Origin of the sequence: Ensifer sp. LC11 (assembly GCF_001695835.1) — a bacterium.
In the GTDB taxonomy this organism is placed as follows: Bacteria; Pseudomonadota; Alphaproteobacteria; order Rhizobiales; family Rhizobiaceae; genus Ensifer.
In genome coordinates, this window is record NZ_MBSO01000022.1 from 1 (window position 1) to 20,899 (window position 20,899).

The following is a 20,899-nucleotide window of genomic DNA, read 5'->3' on the forward strand; positions in this document are numbered from 1 at the left end:
CCGAGACCGGCGTGAGCGCAGGCCGCCACTTTTGCCACCCGGAAACCCGCCCCAACGTCAGCACCAAATCCACAAAACAAAACCCGCCGAAAAATCGACGGGTTTGTCAGCGGTCTGACCCCGGCGATGAGCCGGGGTTTTTGTTTGATGCCGATGCGAAAGGATTAGCCGGCGGCGCCGATGTCGATGTCGTGCTTCTGCCCGAGCGCCTTGAAAACCGTCGAGACGATGCCGGCGCGGTCGAGACCGGCGGCGGCATACATCGCCTCGGGTTTCGCCTGTTCCATCCAGATATCCGGCATGACCATCGGGCGCACCTTGAGGCCGCCATCGAGCAGGCCGTCTTCGGCGAGGAACTGCAATACGTGGCTGGCGAAGCCGCCGACGGCACCTTCCTCGATGGTGATGAGCACCTCGTGGTGGCGGGCAAGCTGGCGGATCAGGTCATGGTCGAGGGGCTTCGCGAACCGTGCATCGGCAACGGTGGTCGAAAGACCGGCCGCGTCGAGGTCTTCTGCCGCCATCAGACAGTCGGCAAGGCGGGTGCCGAAAGAGAGCAGCGCCACCTTTGAGCCCTGCTTGACGACGCGGCCCTTGCCGATCTCGAGGATCTGGCCGCGCTCCGGCATTTCGACGCCGACACCTTCACCGCGCGGATAGCGGAACGAAATCGGCCCGGCATCATAGGCGGCAGCGGTGCGCACCATGTGTTTCAGTTCCGCCTCGTCGGCGGCAGCCATCACCACGAAGCCGGGAAGCGTCGCGAGATAGGTGGTGTCGAAGGAGCCGGCATGGGTCGGGCCGTCGGCGCCGACGAAGCCGGCGCGGTCGATCGGGAAACGCACCGGCAGGCCCTGGATCGCGACGTCGTGCACCACCTGGTCGTAGCCGCGCTGCAGGAAGGTCGAATAGAGCGCCGCAAACGGTTTGTAGCCTTCGGAAGCAAGGCCGGCTGCAAAGGTCACGGCATGCTGCTCGGCAATGCCGACGTCGAAGCAGCGCGAGGGATGGGCCAACGCGAACTTGTCGAGGCCGGTGCCGGAGGGCATGGCGGCGGTGACGGCGACAATCTTGTCGTCGAAGCCCGCTTCCTGTGTCAGCGCTTCGGCGAAGACGGAGGTGTAGGCCGGCGCGTTCGGCTTGGCCTTCGCCTGGGCGCCGGTGATGACGTCGAACTTGTTGACGCCGTGATACTTGTCGGCGGCCGCTTCGGCGGGCGGATAGCCCTTGCCCTTCTGCGTCACCACATGGATCAGCACCGGACCCTTGGCGTTGTCGCGCACGTTGCGCAGCACCGGCAGCAGATGGTCGAAGGAATGCCCGTCGATCGGGCCGATATGGTAGAAGCCCATCTCTTCAAAGAGTGTGCCGCCGGTGACGTAGCCGCGCGCGTGTTCGACCGCGCGGGTGATCGCCCGGTCGACGGTCTTGCCGAGATAGGCCGTCAGCTTCTTGCCGACCTCGCGGATGCCCATATAGGTGCGGCCGGAGGCAAGGCGCGCCAGATAGGCGCTCATCGCACCGGTCGGCGGAGCGATCGACATGTCGTTGTCGTTGAGAATGACGATCAGGCGGGCGTCGAGCGCGCCGGCATTGTTGAGCGCCTCATAGGCCATGCCGGCCGACAGCGCACCGTCGCCGATGACGGCGATGACATTGCGGCTCTTGCCGTCGAGATCGGCAGCGACCGCCATGCCGAGGCCGGCGGAAATCGAGGTCGAGGAGTGCGCAGCGCCAAAGGGGTCGTATTCGCTCTCGGCGCGGCGGGTAAAGCCGGAAAGGCCGCCTTCCTGGCGCAGCGTGCGGATGCGGTCGCGGCGGCCGGTCAGGATCTTGTGCGGGTAGCACTGGTGGCCGACGTCGAAGATCAGCCGGTCATGCGGCGTGTTGAAGACCTTGTGGATGGCGATCGTCAGCTCGACGACGCCGAGACCCGCGCCAAGGTGGCCACCGGTGCGCGACACCGCGTCGATCATTTCTGCCCGGACTTCTCCGGCGAGCTGCGGCAAATCCTTGTCGTCGACCTTCTTCAGATCGTCGGGATAGGTCACCTTGTCGAGCAAGGGAGTAGCCGGCATCGGATTGGTTGGCAGTTGTGTCACGCTGCATGCCTCATGCGCGCCCCAAAAGTCGGGCGCGCGATAGTTGGTGGGTACCGTCGAAGCGGCTCTTTAGACGCAATCGTTGCTGAATGCAAAATTAGGCGTTCGTGCGTCGTCGACCAAGAGACTAGCGCATGATTCTGTGAATCGAAATCGATTCAAGCGGGATGAGGCAATGTTGCGCGGTTTTCCGCAGCCACTCCATTCCACTTTAGGTCGAGATCAGCCTTCGGGCAGCGGAACGAATTCTTCCTCGTCGCCGGGCACGATATCGAAGCGGCCGGTGCGCCACTCTTCCTTCGCCTTGTCGATGCGTTCCTTGGAAGACGAGACGAAGTTCCACCAGATGTGGCGGGCAGACCCGAGTGCCGCACCACCGAAGAGCATGACGTGACAACCCTTAGGCCCGGCCGTCACCGTGATCTCGTCGCCCGGGCGGAAGACAAGCAGCTGGTTGTCGGCGAAATGGTCACCGGCGATGATCGCCTCGCCCGAGAGAATGTAGAGGGCGCGCTCTTCCCACTGCGCGGTGAAGGGCGCGCTTTTGCCGGGTGCGATGTTGAGGTCGACATAGATCGTGTCGGTGAAGACCGAGACCGGCGACTTCGCGCCCTCGAAACTGCCGATCACCACGCGCGCCTTGATGCCGTCGTCGCTCATATGCGGCAGCATGCGTTCTTCGGTGTGGCTGAAGATCGGGTCGATTTCTTCCTTGTGGTCGGGCAGCGCCAGCCAGGTCTGGAGACCGGAGATCGAGCGGTCGTGGCCGCGCTGGTTTTCGGGCGAGCGTTCGGAATGCACGATACCGCGGCCGGCCGTCATCAGGTTCACGTCGCCCGGACGGATCACCATCTCGGTGCCGAGGCTGTCGCGGTGCTTGATCTCGCCGTCAAAGAGATAGGTGACGGTGGAAAGGCCGATATGCGGATGTGGGCGCACGTCGATCGCCTCACCGGCACGCAACAGCGCCGGGCCCATGCGGTCGAAGAAGATGAAGGGGCCGACCAGGCGGCGCTTGGCCGCCGGCAGCGCGCGGCGAACCTGCAGCCCGCCGATATCGCTGGTGCGCGGCACGATCAGGTGTTCGATGGCGTCGCAGGCGGGCTTGTCGCCTGCAAGCGGATCGGGGCCTGGAAAGAAGGACATTGCGCGTGCTCCCGTTTATGCTGTCATATCAATAGCTAGCGCCTGCACTCCCAGGCGGCTAGGGACCAGGCCGATACGCAGCGTTTCCGCGGAGCGATCAATCCCCTGGAGCGCCAGGCGTTCAAGTGAACGCATGAGGACGCTTCAGCGCTTTAACGCGCTAGTCCGCGTCGAGCGGTTCAACGCCCTGCGGCTTGCCGGCGCGGTCGAGGCGGATCTTTTCGATGCGGTCCTCGGCAGCCTTCAAGAGCGCCTCGCAATGTTTCTTCAGCGCTTCGCCGCGCTCGTAGATTTCGATCGACTTGTCGAGTGCCACGTCGCCGCGTTCGAGCGCCGAGACGATCCGCTCGAGCTCCTCGACGGCCTGCTCGAAGGAGAGGGCGGAAACGTCCGGTTGCGTGGTGGTGTTCATGGTTACCCTCTCATCAGTCTCAAGATGTGCAGGCCGGCCGATTCGGCCAGGCCCTGAAGGTCATAGCCGCCTTCGAGCAGGCTGACCATGCGGTTGCCGGCGCTGCGATCGGCGATCTCGTGCAGACGCCCGGTCGCCCAGTCGAAGTCCTCCGCGACGAGGTTGATCTGCGCCAGCGGATCGCGGTGATGCGCGTCGAAACCGGCGGAGATCAGGATGAAGTCGGGCCGGAAATTGGTGAGTGCGGCAAGCACGCGTGAGCGGAACGCCTCGCGGAAATGTTCACTGCCCATGTTGGGCGACAGCGGCGCATTGACGATGTTGCCCTTGATGCCTGTCTCATCCTTGGCGCCGGTGCCAGGATAGAGCGGCATCTGGTGTGTCGAACAGAAGAGCACCGATGGGTCGTTCCAGAAGATATCCTGCGTGCCGTTGCCGTGGTGCACGTCCCAATCGACGATCGCGACGCGTTCGGCGCCGTGCGCCTTCTGGGCGTAACGGGCGGCAATCGCCACCGTGTTGAACAGACAGAAGCCCATCGCCTTGTTTTTCTCGGCGTGATGCCCCGGCGGGCGGGCCGCAACGAAGGCGTTGTCGGCCTCTCCGGTAAAGACCGCATCGACCGCGGCGACCGCGGCGCCGATGCCCGTCAATGCGGCGTCGAGGCTCAAGGGGCTGGCATAGGTATCCGCCTCGAAATGATTGAGACCTTCCTCAGGAATGGCGCGCTTGATGTCGCGCAAATGTTCTTCCGGGTGGGCGAGCAGCACGAGATCCTCGCTCGCCTTCTTCGCCTCGATCCGCTTGAGGTCGATGAAGTTCGGGTGTTCGAGCGCAAGGTTCAGCGCCTTCAGCCGGTCCGGCCGCTCGGGATGTCCCTCCGGAACCTCGTGTTCCAGAAAGACCGGATTTTCATAGAGGAACGTGGTCATGTCCCGGAACCTAGTGCTGCGACCCTTGAAGGTCCATGGCGAGGCAGTCGAAAGACCGAATTTTCAACAGCGCGGATCGAGAAGCAGCTTGCCGTCGCGGCCGGCATCCGCCTGATGCGCCAGCGCCGCGTCAAGCTGGCTCAATGGATAGACCGCCGCGATCCGGCTCGAAAACAGGCCTGATCGCAATCCATCGAAGCTTTTCGCAAAGGCGGCTTCGATTGCCGCGCGACCGGCAGAGTGCACCCAGGTGCGCAGCCACAGGAAGGAGAAGCGGATGTCCGATCGCGCCAGGATCGCGGTTTGCGGCACCGGCACGCCGCTCAACGCCCCGTATTGGATGAAGGCGCCGCCCGGTTCGAGCGTGCGAAGGATAAGGTCGCCGGCAAACGGACCGCCGACGGCGTCGATGATGGCGTCGAGCCGGAGGTCGGGTAAGCGGATCTCGTTGCCAAGAACGATGCGGCCGGGAGCCTCGACGGCGAGTCGATCGGCGCTGCGCTGGCTGCGTACGATGCCGACGGCGTCGACCTGTTCGCCCACAAGCAGCTTCATCAGCATGCCGCCGATCGCGGACCCTGCCGCGGTGACGCCGACGCGGCGCCCTTCGAGCGAACCGAAATGCACGCGCGGCGCTTCAATCAGTTGCAGCGCGGTCAGCGGATTGACGTAGGAGGTCGCGGCATCTCTATCGCTGATGTCGTCGGGCAGGGCGAAGCACCATTCGGCTGGTCTGAGCAGATACTCCTGCCAGAGACCGCTGGCGCCGATCGGGATCACGCGATCGCCCGGCTTCAGCGATGTGACGCCGGCGCCGACGCGCGCCACCGTGCCGAAACCCTCGAAACCCGGCACGAAGGGCAGGGTGGTGCGGGCACTATAGGCGCCGGTGACGGGGATGAGATCGGATGGATTGATGGCGGCAAGCGACAGCGCCACCTCGACTTCGCCGGGTCCCGGCGCGACACGCTCCGCATCGACGAGCGCAATGACTTGCCGGGGATCGCCGAACTGGCTAACGAGGGTGGAGCGCATCGTCAGGGAGCCTCGCATGGACGGCAGGGAGCTGGAGAACGTCACGGAAATCCGCATTCCGTTTCGCGATATAGACATGCACGGCCACATGCACAATGCCGCCTACTATGCCCATGCGGAGGCTGCCCTTTCCAGTCTCTGGCGCCATCGCCCGCATGTGGTCAACGAGCCGAGCTATCTCGTTCGCCGGTCTGCCTGCGTCTATCACCGCGGCCTGCGCTACGACGAACCGGCCCGCTTCACTGTCAACGTAGCAAAGATCGGCGGCAGCTCGATCAGCTTCGCCGTCAAGGTCGAGGCGCGCGGCCAGCTTGTGGCGGAAGTGGAGGTCGTCTGGGTGGCGGTCGATCCGCAACGCCACACCCCGCTGCCGCTGCCGTCTGCGACACGGGAATGGCTCGCGGCCTATACGGTCTAATCAGTCACTTGAACCGCGCGAAACAGCGCGACGATGCCCATGCCGCCACCGACACCCATCATCGCCAGTCCTTCTGTGCCATTCGGTGATGTCAGCATCTGCGAGAAAAGCCTGACAGTGAGGATCGCGCCCGAGGCGCCGTAGGGATGGCCGAGCGCGATGGCGCCACCGTCCAGATTGACCCGCTCGGAGCCAATTTCCATCTGGTCGAGACTGCCGAGCACCTGTGAAGCGAAGGCCTCGTTGAACTCGATGAAATCGACCTTGGCCGGATCGAGCGCGGGTTGCCGCACTTTCAGCTTCTGCATCGCCGGCACGGGGCCGAGACCCAAGAGATTGGGATCGACGCCCGCCGTTGCTGCATCAACGAATGCGAGCGCGAAGGGAACGCCGAGCCGTTTCGCCTCGGCGAGGCTCGTCACCAGAACGACCGCCGCGCCGTCATTGATCGGGCAGGCATTGCCGGCGGTCACCGTGCCACCTTCGACGAACACCGGCTTCAGCCGCTGAAGTGTCTCGATCGAGGCATTGGCCCGCGGGCATTCGTCGCGGGAGATGGGGCCCATGACCGTCTCGATCGGCACGATCTCGCGCAAGAAACGGCCGGCAAGCTCGGCTTCGACGGCGCGGCGATGGCTTTGAAGCGCAAAGGCATCCTGCCGTTCGCGGGAAATGCCGCAGGCGGTCGCGACATTTTCGGCGGCGACGCCCATGTCCGGATCGCCGATCTCGTCCGGCGCCATGCGGGCGCGCTTGACCGGGGTCAGTTCGCCACCGCGCTCCATCGGCGGCCTCAGGCGGATATGCGCACGACTGGCGCTTTCGGTGCCGCCGGCGAGATAGAAACGGCCCGCACCCGCTTCGATCATCCGCGCGGCAAGGATGATTGCCTCGAGCCCTGATCCGCATTGGCGATCGATGGTGACGCCCGGCGTCGAAACCGGCAGTCCGGCTTCAAGCGCCGCGAGCCGGGCGAGATTGCCGGCGCTGTTGGCGGCGTTGCCGAGAATGACGTCGTCGATATCGGTCGCTGCCAGCCCGACATCATCAAGAATGCGGGCGATGAGCGGTGCCGCGAGCTGCGACGGCTCGACATCGCGAAGCGTGCCGTTGACGCGACCGATCGGCGTTCTGAGCGCCGCGATGATCACGGGCACGCGTGCAGGGTCAGTCGATGCGTTCGAGGTCATCGTTTTCGTCCGCGATCCATTGCCTGAGTTTACCCGCCGCCACCTTGCCGGATTGCGTCATCGGCATCCTCCGGCAAAGCCAAATACGGCGTGGATGTTTATAGCGTGGGAGGTGGGCAGCGAGATGACGGTCAAGTGCCTCCCGGTCGAAGACTCTGCCTTCCGGCTCGATCACCGCCACCAGTTCGGTGCCGAGATCCGGGTGATCGAGGCCGAGGACGAGGGCCGCATGAACGCCGGGATAGGCAACGAGCGTTGCCTCCACTTCCTGCGGATAGATGTTGTTGCCGCCCGAAAGCACCATGCCGCCGGCGCGGCCGAGAAGATGCAGCGTGCCCTCTCCATCGATGAAGCCGAGATCGCCGACGGTCGCGAGCTGACCGAAGCGCCGGAACCCGGCGCCGTCGTCCGCGCCGACGTAGCCGTCGGAGACAAGCGCGCTGTCGACGAAGATCGTACCGGTTTCGCCGGGTGGCACCGCGTTCCCCGTGTCGTTGAGAATCTGGAATGCGACACCCGGAAAGGCGCGACCGACAGCTGTAACCGCGGCCGTGTCGCTTTCGGTTGCCACACTGATGAACCCCAGTTCGGAAGCACCGTAGTATTCGATCACGCGGGCCTCGGGAAAGGCGAGGGCGGCGCTGGCGCGATCGCTTGGCGTCAGCTTGGCACCCGCGACCGTGATGCGCGCGACGGATCCCTGCGGTTTGCCGGTGGCCGCCGCACAGAGCCGCCGCAGCATTGTCGGCACCAGCACCAGTCGCTGCACCTCCTCCGCTTCGATGACGGCAAGGGACTGCGCTGCGTCGAAGTGGGTTGCACCGATGAACTCGGCGCCCGCGACGAGGGTTTCGGCGAGCGCATAGAGGGTCAGCCCGTGCGCCAGCGGACCGGGTGCGAAGGTTCTGCTGTCGCGGCAGATCTCGAAGAATTCCTGCCCGGTCGCAAGGCTGCGTCGCCAGGAGCCGCGATCGCGGACAATTGCTTTGGGCGTGCCCGTCGTTCCCGAGGTGAAGACGATCAGGAACGGCTCGGTGTCGGCGCCGACTGCGAGCCGCACTTCTTTCGCCCCGTCATCGTTTGCGGCGAACCGTCGCGTCTTGCCGCTTGCCAGAGCTTCGAGGCGAAGTCCGTCGCCATCGCCCCCGATGACGAGATCGGGAGACAGGCGCTCGTGCATGCTCTGCCGGACCGAATGCGGCAGATGCGGGTCGATCAGCGCGACGCAGTGGCCGCGGCTCGTGGCGGCGAGGAAGGCGGCGGCAAAGAGCGGATGGTTGCCGACCTCCAGCGCGACCAGCCGCCCGCGGTCGCCGAGCACGCTACGGGGCTCGCTGTCGCCGATGAGATCACCGAAAATGGCGACCAGCTGTTCGGCGAGGCGCCGCAGCTCACCGAAAGTGAAAACCCGGCCCTCTATGCGGAAGGCCGGGGCATACGGATGGTCGTCCGCGTGGCGATGGATCGCGCCGGCAAACGGCATCGGTTCAGGCGCGAGCCGGCAGCAGCGGGTAGCCGGCATAGACCGCGCGTGCGGCAAGGGTCGCGATGGCGGCCTTCAGGAGGTCACCCGGAATGAAGGCGAGCGAGCCTGTAGCGACCGTCAGGAGGGGTGTGCCGGTGACGGCCGAGACCCAGGGCATGCCAATCGCGTAGAGCACGACGATGCCGCCGATGACGGAGGCAAGGAAGAAACCGATGAACTGGCGCGTTTCCGCCTGGCCCTCGCGCACCGTGCGTTGTGCGATGAGACCGGTGACAAAGGTTGCCACCACCCAGCCGAGGATGAAACCGCCGGACGGGCCTGCAAAGACGGCGAGGCCGCCGCGCCCGCCCGAAAGCACCGGCAGGCCGATGGCGACCAGGAGCAGGAACAAGAGGAAGGCAAGCGCGCCGCGTTTGGCGCCGAGGATACATCCGGCAAGCATCACGCCCATCGACTGGGCGGTGATCGGCACCGGAATGAAGCCGAGCGTGATCGGTGGGATAAGGCCGAGCACGACAACGATCGCGGCGAAGAGGGCGATGAGGACGAGGTCTCTGGTGTTCATGAAGTTCCGGTTCCCTATGTATTAGAATTTTCGCATTTAATGGCGGCGAAATCCACGCGCGTCAATCGCCGCGGCAATCGTATCGGCATCCTTGAGCGTCAGGATGATCAGCGGGCCGATGATCGTCAACGGCCGGACCGGCAAACCGCGCGCCCGATGCGCCTCGCGGATTGCCTCGTAGCGCGCGAAAATGTCCGGGACGAAGCGCAGCACGAGCCCGAGCGCGAGGCTGACATCGGCCGCGCTGAGCCAGCCGAGCCTTTCGAGCGGGGTCAACAGGATGGTGATCTCGTCCATGAAGGCGCTGATCGTCGTCGTCGCCGTTATCGCTGCGGCCAACAGCACCAGCGCCATCAGGCGCAATGTCAGCGTGGCAACCTCGATGATGGGGAGCAGGAAAAGGTTGACGGCTGCCAGAAAGAAAATGGTCAGGAAGACGAAGCCAACGCGCTTCAGCGCTTCCTTCGGGGGAAGTCCAACGGAGAGATAGAGGCCGGCGGCGATGACGAAGGCGATCGCCTGAAGAGGCAGCGAAGCGCTGAGGAAAAGAACGATGCTCGACGCGACCAGCGCGATCAGCTTCACCCTGACCGGCAGACGGTGCAGTAGGCTGTTGCCCTCTATATGCAGGCTCGTCAGCATCCGGCGATCTCATGGTATCGACGAATGGTCTCTTGCGGCTTGCCATCGGCGGCAAGCCGGCCTTCGTGGAAAAGCAGCAGCCGGTCGACGTTTTCGACAAGCGCGAGATCGTGGGTGATCACGACCGTATCTTCGGGCAGGCCGTCGATTGTCTCGGCAACACGGCGCCGGTTGCGCAGGTCAAGTTGGTTTGTCGGCTCGTCGAGGATGAGGATCTTCGGATCGGTGACGACGACGCTCGCCATGGCGACGAGCTGAGTTTCGCCGCCCGAGAGCTCGTGCACCCGCCGTCGGGCCAGGTGTTCGACACCGAAGCGCGACAACGCACCTTGTGTGCGACGGTCGATTTCGTCGCGCGAAAGGCCGCGATTCTTGAGGCCGAAGGCGATATCCTCGGCGACGATGGGCATAATCAGCTGGTGCTGCGGGTTCTGGAAGATGAAACCGGCCTCTGAAAGCACGGCGCGATCATCCTCGACCGTGTTCAGCCCGTTGACGGTCACACTGCCTGCGGAAGGTTTGACCAAGCCGTTGATCAGTCGTGCGAAGGTGGTCTTGCCGGAGCCGTTGAGGCCGATGATGCCGATACGCTTTTCGCTGAGGGTCAACGTCAGCGAATGGAGCGCCACCCGTTCGCCGAAGCGGACCGCGCAATCGGTAAAGCGGATGTCCATCCCGTGCCTCGCTGTCTTCGGCCCGCGCCGGTTTCGGGTTGCTCTATAGGCCAAGTGCGACAAGAAGGGCAATGCGGTGGCCGGAGCCGTGTCGGATGCGCGTGAAGATCCGCCCACTCATTCCGTCCAGAACTGAATTATGGCCGCACTGGTTTGAATTATGGGAATAAAAGCCTATTCTCCTGTCATGACGATTCGCCTTTCCAACAGCGACGCCCGTCGCATCTTCCTCGCCAAGCAGGGCCTTTCCGGCGCGCCGAACCGTGCGCTCGGCAAGGAAGGGCTGCTCAAGCTGATCCATGATATCGGTTTCGTGCAGGTGGACAGCATCGCAACGGTCGAGCGCGCCCATCACCAGATCCTGTTTTCCCGCAACCAGACCTATCGTCGCGAGCATCTGACGGCACTGCTGGAGGATGACCGCGACCTGTTCGAACACTGGACGCACGACGCCTCGATCATCCCGAGCAGCTTCTTCCGTTACTGGAAGCACCGCTTCAAATGGGAGGGCGAGACGATCATCGCGCGCTGGCAAAAGTGGCGCGGCGAGGGCTTTGAAAAAGGCTGCGACGAGACCTATGCGCGCATTGCCGAAGGCGGCCCTGTCCTTGCCCGCGATCTCAAGGAAGCCGAACACGAATCCGGCGGCTGGTGGAACTGGCATCCGTCGAAAACGGCGCTCGAAGTGCTATGGCGTACGGGAAAGCTGGCGATCGCTCGCCGCGAGAATTTCCAGAAGGTCTATGATCTGACCGAAAGAGTGATCCCTTCCCATCATCACGACGGCGACGTCAGTCATCCGGAATTCGTCGATTGGGCGTGCCGCAGTGCGCTTGATCGACTGGGTTTCGCCACCCACGGCGAGATCGCCGCCTTCTGGGATCTGGTGTCGCCCGAGGAGGCCAAGACCTGGGTTGCCGAACACCGCGACGAACTCGTGGAGGTACAGATCGAAGCGATCGATGGCGGACGCCCGCGTCTCGCCTATGCCTTCGCCGGATTTCCGGGCACACTTGGTGATATTCCCGAGCCGCCGGGTCGGGTCCGGGTGCTCAGCCCGTTCGATCCGCTCTTGCGTGACCGCAATCGCACGGAGCGCCTGTTCGGGTTCTATTATCGCATCGAGATCTTTGTGCCGGAAGCCAAGCGCGAATATGGCTACTACGTCTTCCCGCTGATCGAAGGCGACCGGCTGATCGGCCGCATCGACATGAAGGCGGACCGCAAGCGCGGCAGTCTCGACGTCCGCAGGCTCTGGCTCGAAAAAGGTGTCCGGGCATCGGCCGGGCGGTTGGAGCGCATCGATGCAGAACTCGACCGGGTCGCCCGGTTTGCCGGCGTCGAGCGGGTGGAACACCTCGATGGATGGAACGCGTCGCTTGCAGCGCCGCGCGTCTTTTAAGACGCGCTAAGGTCGCTGTACCACTTTGAACTGCTGCATAACTCCACGGATTAGTCGCGATCCATGGAATTATGCAGCAAGTGATATTTTCCTTGGCTTGAACCCGCGGCCTTCCTAAATGGAGGCGATAGAATTTCTCGATGCGGGAGCGAAGCACCATGAACACCGATCTGATGAGCCTCTTCGATGCCGACGAGGCAACGATCCGTAAGGTTCTCTCGGAGACGCTCGCCGGCGCCGACGACGGCGAACTGTTCCTCGAACACGCCCAGGCGGAGGTGCTGTCCTTTGACAACGGCCGGCTCAAGGGCGGCAGCTTCAACACCGACCAGGGTTTTGGCTTGCGTGCCGTCGCCGGTGAAGCCGTCGGCTATGCCCACTCCGGCGAGCTTTCCCTGTCGGCGCTCCGCCGCGCCTCCGACGCGGTGGCGCAGGTGACGCGCGGCTATGCCGGCTCCTATGCCGCCGCCCCCCAGCGCACCAACAAGAAGCTCTACGGCGATGGCAACCCGATCGGCGAGCCGAGCTTCGAGGCGAAGGTTGCGCTGCTTCAGGAAATCGACGCCTATCTGCGCGCCAAGGATCCGAAGGTGCGTCAGGTCACGGCCACGATCGCCGCGAGCTGGCAGATGGTCGATATCCTCAGAGCTGACGGCCACCGCGTACACGATATCCGGCCGATGACGCGCATCAGCATCTCGGTCGTCACCGGCGACGGTGACCGGCAGGAAAGCGGCTCCTTCGGCACTGGCGGGCGCCGCGGCTTCGGCGATTTCGTCACCGAGGAAAACTGGAAGACGGGCGCCGACGAAGCGTTGCGCCAGGCGCTCGTCAATCTCGAAGCTATCGATGCGCCGGCCGGCACCATGGACGTGGTGCTCGCCTCCGGCTGGCCGGGCGTCATGCTGCACGAGGCGGTCGGGCACGGCCTTGAAGGCGATTTCAACCGTAAGAAGACGTCAGCCTTTGCCGGCCTGATGGGCGAACAGGTCGCCGCCAAGGGTGTGACTGTCGTCGACGACGGCACCATCGAAGCGCGCCGCGGCTCGATCTCGATCGACGACGAAGGCACACCGTCCGGCTACAACGTGCTGATCGAAGACGGCAAGCTGGTCGGCTACATGCAGGACCGGCAGAACGCGCGGCTGATGGGCATGCAGCCCACTGGCAACGGTCGCCGTCAGGGCTACGCCCATGTGCCGATGCCGCGCATGACCAACACCTACATGCTGTCCGGCGACAAGACGCCGGACGAAATCATCGCTTCGGTGAAAAAGGGCATCTACGCCGTCTCCTTCGGCGGTGGCCAGGTGGATATCACCTCGGGCAAGTTCGTCTTCGGCTGCACCGAGGCCTACCTGATCGAAAACGGCAAGATCGGCGCACCGGTCAAGGGCGCCATGCTGATCGGCAACGGTCCGGATGCGATGAAGCGCGTGACGATGGTCGGCAACGACACCAAGCTCGACACCGGCATCGGCAATTGCGGCAAGGCCGGCCAATGGGTGCCTGTCGGCGTCGGTCAGCCGCACCTGCGCATGGACCAGATCACGGTCGGCGGTACGCAGGCGTAAGGTCGGTCTCTGTCTCCGTTCGCCCCGGTGGGAAACAGGCAAGCCGCATCGCAATCGGCGGCAGGCTCCGCCTGATTGACAACCGTAGCTGCGAGAGCCCGCTTGAGAAGCTGCAAGCCGACGGCGAGTTTGAGGCTCAGCCGCGCGATGGCAGCATCATGCAATCATAGGAACGCTGCTTGAGAGCGTCGCAGGCCGCCGCCGCCGCGTCGCGGCTCGAAAAGCCGACGAAACGCGCGCGGTAGATCGCCTTGGCGCCCTTGCCAACGGCTTCGGTGTAAGGGGTGGCGTCTGCGAGCGGCGCGCCGGCTTCCGAGCGCGCCTGGGCGAGCAGCATGCGGGCTGCCTCGGCAGATGGTGCGGCTGAAATCTGGATCTGCCAGCTGCCAGCCGCTGTCGCTGCGGTCGTTTCGATCTCAACCATCTCGGTGGGGCGCTCCGCGGGGACCGCGGTCGTGGAGGTCGCGGAGATCAGGGCGGCGACGGAATCCTGCTTTGCCCGCTGCGGCGCGGCATAGGGCATCGGCACTTCGGATGTCGCGACCGCTGCCATCTCGACCGGCGCTTCGACCGTTCTTCCGCCGCGCGTGGATGCCACGAGCTGCCGCCCGCCCTTTGCCGCCTTGCCGACATGGCGATCGAGAAGTGCCGCCATCTTGGCATCGCGGCTGCGCGCCGTCTTTCCACCAAGCACGACGCCGACCACGCGGCGATTGCCGTCCTTGACGGCGCTGACGAGATTGAAGCCGGAGGCATTGGTATAGCCGGTCTTGATGCCGTCCATGCCCTCGTAGCGGTACATCAGATTGTTATGCCCGCGAACCTTCCGGCCGCGGAAGTTGAAGCTCTCTGTCGCAAACAGCCGATATTCTCTCGGAAAGTCGCGCATCAGCGCGACCGCCAACGTCGACATCTCGCGAGCCGTCGTCACCTGCTTGCTCGCCGGCAGGCCGGACGAGTTGATGAAGACGGTCTTGTTCATTCCCAGTTGCCGCGCCTTGGCGGTCATCATCCTGGCGAAATTAGCCTCCGAACCGCCAAGCTTCTCCGCCATGGCGGCGGCCGCATCGTTGCCCGAACGCACGATCATGCCGAGCACGGCCTCGCGGGCCGTGATCGTCATGCCGGCCTTGAGGCCGAGGCGCATCGGCGGCTTGGCCGCCGCTGCCTTCGACACCTTGACCTTGCTGTCCCAGGAAAGTTCTCCGCGCTTGAGCGCCTCGAAGGCCATGTAGACCGTCATCATCTTGGTGAGCGATGCAGGATGGTTGAGCACGTCAGGGTTTTCGGCCGAAAGAACCTTGCCGCTGCGCGCGTCCAGCACCAGCGAGGCGGTGCCGGCCATGGTCGTTGCAGTCCCAAGAGCGAGAGCGAAGGTCGCCAGCAGGAGGCAGCGCAGAGTTTTCATGTCGATCCCCGTCGAAAGCGCCGTCGGCCAGGCGCGAAACCGTTTCGTTTTGTGACAAGATCCGTGTCTTTGTTGCAACTTTAGGGCGGAATGTGGCGACCCCGTCCTGTTTTGAGGCGTGTGGTAAATGGCCGATGAATGCGGCTCCGTTCAACAAGGTTTAACGCCCCCGCCGTTAACCTTCCACGTCTCAACGCCGCGCGGGGGAACATGAGGTCGAACATCAAGAGCACGATCAGGACCGCCGTTCGCCGTGCTGCGATCGCGGCTGGGCTGGAAATCGCCAACGGACTAAACCGCGTCGGGTTGATGGCCGGGGCGCGAGGGCAGGGGGCGATCTTCACGTTGCACCATGTTCGGCCCAAATTCGCCCGACCCTTCGATCCCAACGCACATCTGGAGATCACGCCGGATTTTCTCGACGCGGTACTGACGGCGCTGAAACGCGATGGCTACCGTTTCGTGGCGCTGGAAGAATTGCCGGATGCGCTCGCCGCAGGGGAGGGGCCGCTTGCCTGCTTCACCCTCGATGACGGCTACCGGAACAATCTTGAGCACGCGCTGCCGGTCTTCGAACGTCACGCCGCGCCGTTCACGGTTTTCGTCGCCGGCGGTTTCGTCGATCGCACACATACGCTCTGGTGGGAAACGCTCGCCGAACTTCTCGCTGAAGGCGATGAACTGCGCTTCGATTTCGGCGTGGGCGCCGAGACGCTGCGCGCGCGCACGACCAGCGAAAAACAACTGGCATTCAACCGGGTGGCCGCCGTCATTCACAGCCGAGACGAGGCTGAGGCCATCGCTGTGCTGAACGCCGCGGCGCTGGAGTGCGGTATCGATCCTCTGGCGATTACCGAGCAACTGACATTGGACGAGGCAGGGCTTCGGCGATTGGCCGGAAGCCCGCTCGCAAGCCTTGGCGCCCACACGATCAGCCATCGGTCGGTAGCGCGTCTCGGCGCGGGTGAGGCGAGGCGCGAAATCGAGGATTCCGCGCGACGGGTAGAGGCAATCACCGGCCGGCGACCTTCGACCTTCGCCTATCCCTATGGCGACGCGCCGGCCGTGTCGCCGCGTGATCACGATATCGTCGCCGACCTTGGTTTCACCCTGGCGGTAACAACCCGACCCGGCACGCTCGGCGCGCAGGCATCAGGGTTTCACGCGCTGCCGCGAATATCGTTGAACGGCCATTTCCAGCGCGCGCGCTACGCATCGGCGCTGGCTTCCGGTATTCCTTTCCGCCTGGCGCGCGGCTGAGGCGTTCGCGTCAGGGATACATGCGCACCTTTTCCCAGCCGCCTTCGGGCGTCGGCCGACGGAACTCCATCCGGTCATGCAGCCGGAAGGGGCGGTCGTGCCAGAACTCGATCGACGTCGGACGGATGCGGAAGCCGGACCAGTAGCTCGGCCGCGGGATTTCGCCGAGCGCGTGACGGGCGGTGTATTCGGCGACTGCTTTTTCCAGTGCGAAGCGGCCCTCGAGCGGACGCGACTGCTTCGACGCCCAGGCACCGATGCGGCTGCCGCGCGGCCGGCTCTTGAAATACTCATCGGCCTCTTCGTCGGTGACGATCTCGACCGGGCCGCGCACACGCACCTGGCGCCTCAGTGACTTCCAGTGGAAACACATCGCCGCCTTGCGGGCGCCAAGGATCTCCTGGCCCTTCTGGCTTTCGAAATTCGTGTAGAAAACGAAGCCGCGCTCGTCGAAGCCCTTGAGCAAAACCATGCGGACATTCGGCAGTCCGTCGCTGTCGACCGTGGCAAGCGCAACGGCGTTCGGGTCGTTGATCTCGCTGCCTTCCGCGTCCTTCAGCCATGTGCCAAACAGGGAAAAGGGCTCATTTGATTCGGTGAAGTCACCGCTTGTTAACTCATTCGCCGCCATATTGCCTTCCAATGCCGTGATGTCTGGCGCGGAAATGCTTCGGGATGAGCCCGACCGGTATTTCCGCATCGAAAATGTCGGAGCCTGTATGTTGATCTTGTCGAGCAACGTGCAGCTCCAGCGAGTCTGACAGGATTGCCGTGCAAGACATAGCAAAGTGGATCGACGCCAAGAAGGGGTATTCCTTCGCCCTGCTGCGTGGCGCGGCAATTTGCCTGCCGGTCCTGGTTCTTCCCGGCTGCATGGGCGCGGGTCTCGACCTCTTCGGCAATGGTGTCGACCGCACGGTTTCGACGGGCACGGTTCCCGTCGCCAAGACGTCCGATGGCCTCTCGGACGCAGTCATGGTTCGTGACGCCGTGACATCGGCCGATCTCGCTACCGGCTCCATCAATCCCATTCCCTGGGCGAATGCTTCCTCGGGCAGTGCCGGCGTCATCAGCACCATTCAGGAAGACCGCGCCAGCGGCATGCTCTGCCGTCGTTTCACGACGACGCGTCATTCCTATGAAGGTATCGCCAAGTTCGACGGCAGTACTTGCCAGGGTGGCGATGGCGCCTGGTATTTGACGAGCTTCGGCCCGCGGGCCTGAACGAGAGTGCGAGCACTCGCGTAGAAATCGGCGATTAACCACAATTCCCTAAAAGTGCGAACGATTGCCGGTAGCGCTCCATCGGCGATCGCCGGCGTGGCTCCAGCTAACCACTATTTAGCAAGTTCCCGCAATCATCGGCGCCAATGGACGGGCGACAACGGCGCCTGAGTTTTGGGGCATAAGGCGGGCATCAGGGAGAAGCCGCCGATCAGAGAAGATGGTAGAAACCATGCGTGATCCCTATGCGATCCTCGGTGTCCGACGCAATGCGGGGCAGGATGAAATCAAGGCTGCCTGGCGTTCGCTGGCCAAGGCCGTGCATCCGGACCATAACCAGGACGACCCGACTGCAGCCGAGCGTTTTGCCGAGGCCGGTAAGGCCTACGAGCTTTTGCGCGACCCGAAGCTTAGGAGCCGCTACGACTATGCGCGCCGTGAGGCCGAGCTTCGCCGCATGGAGGCGATGAAGGCGAAGATGCGTGGGCCGGCGCAGGAGGAAGCACCGGTTGACGCTGAAACCGCAGAGGATGCCATTTCGCAGATTTTCGGTGCCGAGACACGCGCAAAGTCGGAGCGACCCTCGCCAAAGGCTGCGCCCAAACCGTCACCCAAGCCTGCGCCGAAGCCGACGGCGAAGGAAGCGGCCAGGGACACAGAACGTCCCGCCCAAGCCGCCGACGTGAGGCCTGAGTCGGCCGTCGAGCCGCAGCAGGAGGCGCCTGGCGCCAGGATGGAGGCGCCGCTGATGCAGCGCGCAGCCGCCCCCGCCGCCGAACTCGTCGCCGCGATCGTCAGGCGCATCCGCGGCCGCGCTGCGAAAACGGCCGAGAAGGTTCCGGATCTTCCCGTTGATCTCGCTGTCAGCATCGCCGATCTGATCAATCGCCAGCGGATGTCGGTGGAATTGCCCGATGGCGAAACCCTCAAGGTCCAGATTCCACCGGGCGCGGTTGACGGCCAGTCAATTCGTCTGCCGGAACAGGGCTATCGGGTCACCGGCATGACCCGCGGCGATGTCGTCGTCACGCTGAGGGTCGACCAGGGTGGCGCCTTCCGCACCCGCGGCCTCGATCTCCTGACGACCCTGCCGATCGACCTTCAGGGCGCGGTGCTGGGTTGCGAGGAGCACATTGAAACGCCGGTGGGGCCAGCAACGGTGGTCGTGCCCGCTTGGTCCGGTTCGGACAAGGTGATCCGCCTCGAGGGGCGTGGCCTGCCCGGAAGCTACGGCACGCATGGCGATCTCCTCGTGGAATTGCGGTTGATCCTCAAGGACACGCCGGACGACAAGGTGACTGACCTCATGAAGTCGCAGCGCGACGGCTTCTACTTGTGACGGTCCGATTGTGACAGTTCGCTGACACACTGAAGCAATATTACGGGGACTAACAGTTCCTGATCTCAGCCGCGCTTGAACCACCCTTGCGGCTATGCCATAGGCAATTCTCGACATTTTGCCGCACCCGTTTTCGTGGGGCGTCTGTGAGATATTTGAAGTTTGGCAGCGGCGCCGGCCGAGGCTGGAAATAGTATTGGGGACTTACCATGGCTCAGGCATCCGGTCTGATGAAGGGCAAGCGCGGCGTCATCATGGGCGTCGCAAACAACCGTTCGATCGCATGGGGCATTGCTCAGGCCATCCACGCGCAGGGTGGTGAAGTCGCACTGACCTACCAGGGCGATGCGCTGAAGAAGCGTGTCGAACCCTTGCTCGCCGAAATCGACGGTTTCATGGCCGGCCATTGCGACGTCAGCGACGAAGCCACCATCGATGCGGTCTTCGACACGCTCGAGAAGAAGTGGGGCAAGATCGATTTCGTCGTGCACGCCATCGGCTTCTCCGACAAGGATGAACTGACCGGCCGCTACGTCGACACCTCGCCCGAGAACTTCGCCAAGACGATGCAGATCTCGGTCTACTCCTTCACCTCGGTCGCCCGTCGTGCTGAAAAGCTGATGACCGATGGTGGCTCGATGCTGACCCTGACCTACTACGGCGCCGAAAAGGTCATGCCGAACTACAACGTCATGGGGGTCGCCAAGGCCGCGCTCGAAGCCAGCGTGAAGTATCTTGCGGTCGATCTCGGCCCGAAGAACATCCGCGTCAATGCCATCTCCGCGGGCCCGATCAAGACGCTTGCTGCCTCGGGCATCGGCGATTTCCGCTATATCCTCAAGTGGAACGAGTACAACGCGCCGCTGCGTCGCACCGTGACGATCGAGGAAGTCGGCGACGTCGGCCTCTACATGCTCTCCGACCTGTCGCGCTCGGTCACCGGCGAGGTGCACCACGCCGACAGCGGTTATCATGTTGTTGGCATGAAGGCCGTGGACGCGCCCGATATCTCCGTGATCAAGGACTGATCGGCACCGTCCGACAGCCTGTGCCGCCCGGAGACATGTTGTGCTGATCTATGTGATCCGTCACGGACAGACCGACTGGAATGCCGAAAGTCGGCTCCAGGGGCAAAAGGATATACCGCTCAATGATTTCGGTCGCCAACAGGCGACCGGCAACGGCGTGGCGCTTTCAGGCATACTTGGCGCCGATGCCGCGCATTTTGATTTTGTTGCCAGCCCGCTCGGCCGCACGCGCGAGACCATGGAACGCGTAAGGCGGGCGATGGGGCTCGATCCCGGCGCCTACCGCACCGACGAACGGCTGAAGGAAGTCTCCTTCGGCGATTGGGAAGGGCACACGCTGCCCGAACTCAAGCGCTCGGCGCCCGAGCGCATCGCCGAACGGCGCGCAGTGAAGTGGGATTTCATTCCACCAGGCGAGGACGCCGAGAGCTACGAAATCCTGTCCTGGCGCATCGCCGCCTGGCTGAAGGATGTGACGAGACCCACGGTCTGCGTCAGCCACGGCGGCGTCATCCGCGCACTTTTCAAGCTGTTCGGGGAAATGGAAGCCGAGGAGGCCGCGTCCGCTGCGATCCCGCAGGATCGGCTGCTGCGCATTGCCGGCAACGCCATCGGCTGGATCTGACCGGCCGCAACGAAAAAACCGCCCCACAGCAATTCCAGAGAAAGCTTGAAGCGGTTTTGCGTCGGACTGCGTGGTCGTCTGAAGGGCGGACCGCGGTTTACTGGACGATTTCGAGGTCGTTGATGACCCGCTTGCCGTCGACTTCCGTGTAGAAGACGAGAACCTTCACGCCAGCCTTCAAGCCCTCGAAGTTGAATTCTTCCGGTGCCTGGTAGCTCTTGCCGTCGTCGAGCTGCAGGCTGAGGCGGTCCGTGTCGACACCCGTAATGGTAGCTTCCACATCGGCGCTTTCGGCAAGGGCGGACAGGGGCGAAAGCAGGCCAGCGGCGGCCATGAGCGCGGCAATGACAAAACGCATCTTTCTTGCCCTCTTCAACGATTCTGCGAACATTCCTGTCATCACCCTTGATCCCCGATTGTGGCAAAAATTGCCTTGC

At 63.8% G+C, this 20,899-nt stretch carries 21 protein-coding genes; 8 read left to right on the forward strand and 13 right to left on the reverse strand.

The genetic code is table 11. The features are described from left to right. Window positions 1–164 precede the first annotated feature (164 nt). From dxs to BBX50_RS15960, 5 genes are all read right to left on the reverse strand, one after another. Window positions 165–2,078 carry a 1-deoxy-D-xylulose-5-phosphate synthase gene (gene dxs, locus BBX50_RS15940; RefSeq protein ID WP_065776312.1) on the reverse strand — a complete coding sequence of 638 codons (1,914 nt, stop codon included), beginning with the start codon at window positions 2,076–2,078 and terminating at the stop codon, window positions 165–167. 246 nt (window positions 2,079–2,324) lie between these two features. Further along, on the reverse strand, window positions 2,325–3,248 hold the full coding sequence (locus BBX50_RS15945; RefSeq protein ID WP_065776313.1) for a pirin family protein: 924 nt from the start codon (window positions 3,246–3,248) through the stop codon (window positions 2,325–2,327). Window positions 3,249–3,408: 160 nt separating this feature from the next. Beyond that, window positions 3,409–3,660: an exodeoxyribonuclease VII small subunit gene (locus BBX50_RS15950; RefSeq protein WP_043619815.1), complete on the reverse strand. Its 252-nt coding sequence runs from the start codon at window positions 3,658–3,660 to the stop codon at window positions 3,409–3,411. A gap of 2 nt (window positions 3,661–3,662) precedes the next feature. Further along, window positions 3,663–4,592 (reverse strand): histone deacetylase family protein, encoded by a 930-nt coding sequence (locus BBX50_RS15955; protein WP_065776314.1) that lies wholly within the window; start codon window positions 4,590–4,592, stop codon window positions 3,663–3,665. 63 nt (window positions 4,593–4,655) lie between these two features. Then, the gene (locus tag BBX50_RS15960; protein ID WP_065776383.1) at window positions 4,656–5,627 is read right to left on the reverse strand and encodes a zinc-dependent alcohol dehydrogenase family protein; all 972 of its coding nucleotides are present in this window, start codon (window positions 5,625–5,627) and stop codon (window positions 4,656–4,658) included. A 16-nt stretch (window positions 5,628–5,643) separates the two neighbouring features. Between BBX50_RS15960 and BBX50_RS15965 the strand changes: the two genes are divergently transcribed. Next, a complete protein-coding gene (locus tag BBX50_RS15965) occupies window positions 5,644–6,045 on the forward strand; it encodes a thioesterase family protein (RefSeq protein WP_065776315.1) in 402 nt (133 codons plus the stop codon). Here the strand turns inward: BBX50_RS15965 and BBX50_RS15970 are convergent. The 5 genes from BBX50_RS15970 to BBX50_RS15990 are packed head-to-tail and all read right to left on the reverse strand — an operon-like array spanning window position 6,042 to window position 10,602. Further along, window positions 6,042–7,235 (reverse strand): thiolase family protein, encoded by a 1,194-nt coding sequence (locus tag BBX50_RS15970; protein WP_065776316.1) that lies wholly within the window; start codon window positions 7,233–7,235, stop codon window positions 6,042–6,044. The genes BBX50_RS15965 and BBX50_RS15970 overlap by 4 nt on opposite strands. After that, window positions 7,213–8,718, reverse strand: coding sequence for an AMP-binding protein (locus BBX50_RS15975; protein ID WP_065776317.1), 1,506 nt, complete (start codon window positions 8,716–8,718; stop codon window positions 7,213–7,215). The genes BBX50_RS15970 and BBX50_RS15975 overlap by 23 nt, the downstream gene beginning before the upstream one ends. 4 nt (window positions 8,719–8,722) lie before the next feature. Next, the gene (locus BBX50_RS15980) at window positions 8,723–9,286 is read right to left on the reverse strand and encodes a biotin transporter BioY (RefSeq protein WP_065776318.1); all 564 of its coding nucleotides are present in this window, start codon (window positions 9,284–9,286) and stop codon (window positions 8,723–8,725) included. 36 nt (window positions 9,287–9,322) lie between these two features. Then, window positions 9,323–9,928 (reverse strand): energy-coupling factor transporter transmembrane protein EcfT, encoded by a 606-nt coding sequence (locus BBX50_RS15985; protein WP_065776319.1) that lies wholly within the window; start codon window positions 9,926–9,928, stop codon window positions 9,323–9,325. After that, the gene (locus BBX50_RS15990; RefSeq protein ID WP_065776320.1) at window positions 9,922–10,602 is read right to left on the reverse strand and encodes an ABC transporter ATP-binding protein; all 681 of its coding nucleotides are present in this window, start codon (window positions 10,600–10,602) and stop codon (window positions 9,922–9,924) included. Before BBX50_RS15990 ends, BBX50_RS15985 begins: the two co-directional genes overlap by 7 nt. A gap of 187 nt (window positions 10,603–10,789) precedes the next feature. Here BBX50_RS15990 and BBX50_RS15995 point away from each other — a divergent pair, with 187 nt between their 5' ends. Then, window positions 10,790–12,004: a winged helix-turn-helix domain-containing protein gene (locus tag BBX50_RS15995; protein WP_065776321.1), complete on the forward strand. Its 1,215-nt coding sequence runs from the start codon at window positions 10,790–10,792 to the stop codon at window positions 12,002–12,004. Window positions 12,005–12,162: 158 nt separating this feature from the next. Next, window positions 12,163–13,578, forward strand: coding sequence for a metalloprotease TldD (gene tldD / locus BBX50_RS16000; RefSeq protein WP_065776322.1), 1,416 nt, complete (start codon window positions 12,163–12,165; stop codon window positions 13,576–13,578). A gap of 136 nt (window positions 13,579–13,714) precedes the next feature. Here the strand turns inward: tldD and BBX50_RS16005 are convergent, their stop codons facing one another. Next, entirely contained in the window at window positions 13,715–14,923 is a 1,209-nt protein-coding gene (locus BBX50_RS16005; protein ID WP_244513168.1) for a D-alanyl-D-alanine carboxypeptidase family protein, read from the reverse strand. 273 nt (window positions 14,924–15,196) lie between these two features. Here BBX50_RS16005 and BBX50_RS16010 point away from each other — a divergent pair, with 273 nt between their 5' ends. Continuing rightward, window positions 15,197–16,246 (forward strand): polysaccharide deacetylase family protein, encoded by a 1,050-nt coding sequence (locus BBX50_RS16010; protein WP_065776324.1) that lies wholly within the window; start codon window positions 15,197–15,199, stop codon window positions 16,244–16,246. Between the two features lie 10 nt (window positions 16,247–16,256). Here BBX50_RS16010 and pdxH read toward each other — a convergent pair whose 3' ends face one another. Further along, a complete protein-coding gene (gene pdxH / locus BBX50_RS16015; protein WP_065776384.1) occupies window positions 16,257–16,877 on the reverse strand; it encodes a pyridoxamine 5'-phosphate oxidase in 621 nt (206 codons plus the stop codon). A gap of 140 nt (window positions 16,878–17,017) precedes the next feature. Between pdxH and BBX50_RS16020 the strand changes: the two genes are divergently transcribed. The 4 genes from BBX50_RS16020 (at window position 17,018) to BBX50_RS16035 (ending at window position 20,462) form a co-directional block, all read left to right on the forward strand. After that, window positions 17,018–17,470, forward strand: coding sequence for an RT0821/Lpp0805 family surface protein (locus BBX50_RS16020; protein ID WP_065776325.1), 453 nt, complete (start codon window positions 17,018–17,020; stop codon window positions 17,468–17,470). Between the two features lie 220 nt (window positions 17,471–17,690). Next, window positions 17,691–18,809 (forward strand): DnaJ C-terminal domain-containing protein, encoded by a 1,119-nt coding sequence (locus tag BBX50_RS16025; protein WP_065776326.1) that lies wholly within the window; start codon window positions 17,691–17,693, stop codon window positions 18,807–18,809. A 209-nt stretch (window positions 18,810–19,018) separates the two neighbouring features. Then, window positions 19,019–19,837 (forward strand): enoyl-ACP reductase FabI, encoded by an 819-nt coding sequence (gene fabI, locus BBX50_RS16030; RefSeq protein ID WP_065776327.1) that lies wholly within the window; start codon window positions 19,019–19,021, stop codon window positions 19,835–19,837. Between the two features lie 40 nt (window positions 19,838–19,877). Beyond that, window positions 19,878–20,462: a histidine phosphatase family protein gene (locus BBX50_RS16035; RefSeq protein ID WP_065776328.1), complete on the forward strand. Its 585-nt coding sequence runs from the start codon at window positions 19,878–19,880 to the stop codon at window positions 20,460–20,462. Window positions 20,463–20,559: 97 nt separating this feature from the next. Here the strand turns inward: BBX50_RS16035 and BBX50_RS16040 are convergent, their stop codons facing one another. Next, the gene (locus BBX50_RS16040) at window positions 20,560–20,820 is read right to left on the reverse strand and encodes a DUF1344 domain-containing protein (protein ID WP_065776329.1); all 261 of its coding nucleotides are present in this window, start codon (window positions 20,818–20,820) and stop codon (window positions 20,560–20,562) included. Window positions 20,821–20,899 lie beyond the last annotated feature (79 nt).

Coding starts and splice junctions, on each gene's coding strand:
- dxs (WP_065776312.1), bottom strand. CDS start 2,078: ATGCCGGCTACTCCCTTGCTCGACAAGGTGACCTATCCCGACGATCTG.
- BBX50_RS15945 (WP_065776313.1), bottom strand. CDS start 3,248: ATGTCCTTCTTTCCAGGCCCCGATCCGCTTGCAGGCGACAAGCCCGCC.
- BBX50_RS15950 (WP_043619815.1), bottom strand. CDS start 3,660: ATGAACACCACCACGCAACCGGACGTTTCCGCCCTCTCCTTCGAGCAG.
- BBX50_RS15955 (WP_065776314.1), bottom strand. CDS start 4,592: ATGACCACGTTCCTCTATGAAAATCCGGTCTTTCTGGAACACGAGGTT.
- BBX50_RS15960 (WP_065776383.1), bottom strand. CDS start 5,627: ATGCGCTCCACCCTCGTTAGCCAGTTCGGCGATCCCCGGCAAGTCATT.
- BBX50_RS15965 (WP_065776315.1), top strand. CDS start 5,644: ATGGACGGCAGGGAGCTGGAGAACGTCACGGAAATCCGCATTCCGTTT.
- BBX50_RS15970 (WP_065776316.1), bottom strand. CDS start 7,235: ATGACCTCGAACGCATCGACTGACCCTGCACGCGTGCCCGTGATCATC.
- BBX50_RS15975 (WP_065776317.1), bottom strand. CDS start 8,718: ATGCCGTTTGCCGGCGCGATCCATCGCCACGCGGACGACCATCCGTAT.
- BBX50_RS15980 (WP_065776318.1), bottom strand. CDS start 9,286: ATGAACACCAGAGACCTCGTCCTCATCGCCCTCTTCGCCGCGATCGTT.
- BBX50_RS15985 (WP_065776319.1), bottom strand. CDS start 9,928: ATGCTGACGAGCCTGCATATAGAGGGCAACAGCCTACTGCACCGTCTG.
- BBX50_RS15990 (WP_065776320.1), bottom strand. CDS start 10,602: ATGGACATCCGCTTTACCGATTGCGCGGTCCGCTTCGGCGAACGGGTG.
- BBX50_RS15995 (WP_065776321.1), top strand. CDS start 10,790: ATGACGATTCGCCTTTCCAACAGCGACGCCCGTCGCATCTTCCTCGCC.
- tldD (WP_065776322.1), top strand. CDS start 12,163: ATGAACACCGATCTGATGAGCCTCTTCGATGCCGACGAGGCAACGATC.
- BBX50_RS16005 (WP_244513168.1), bottom strand. CDS start 14,923: ATGGCCGGCACCGCCTCGCTGGTGCTGGACGCGCGCAGCGGCAAGGTT.
- BBX50_RS16010 (WP_065776324.1), top strand. CDS start 15,197: ATGAGGTCGAACATCAAGAGCACGATCAGGACCGCCGTTCGCCGTGCT.
- pdxH (WP_065776384.1), bottom strand. CDS start 16,877: ATGGCGGCGAATGAGTTAACAAGCGGTGACTTCACCGAATCAAATGAG.
- BBX50_RS16025 (WP_065776326.1), top strand. CDS start 17,691: ATGGTAGAAACCATGCGTGATCCCTATGCGATCCTCGGTGTCCGACGC.
- fabI (WP_065776327.1), top strand. CDS start 19,019: ATGGCTCAGGCATCCGGTCTGATGAAGGGCAAGCGCGGCGTCATCATG.
- BBX50_RS16040 (WP_065776329.1), bottom strand. CDS start 20,820: ATGCGTTTTGTCATTGCCGCGCTCATGGCCGCCGCTGGCCTGCTTTCG.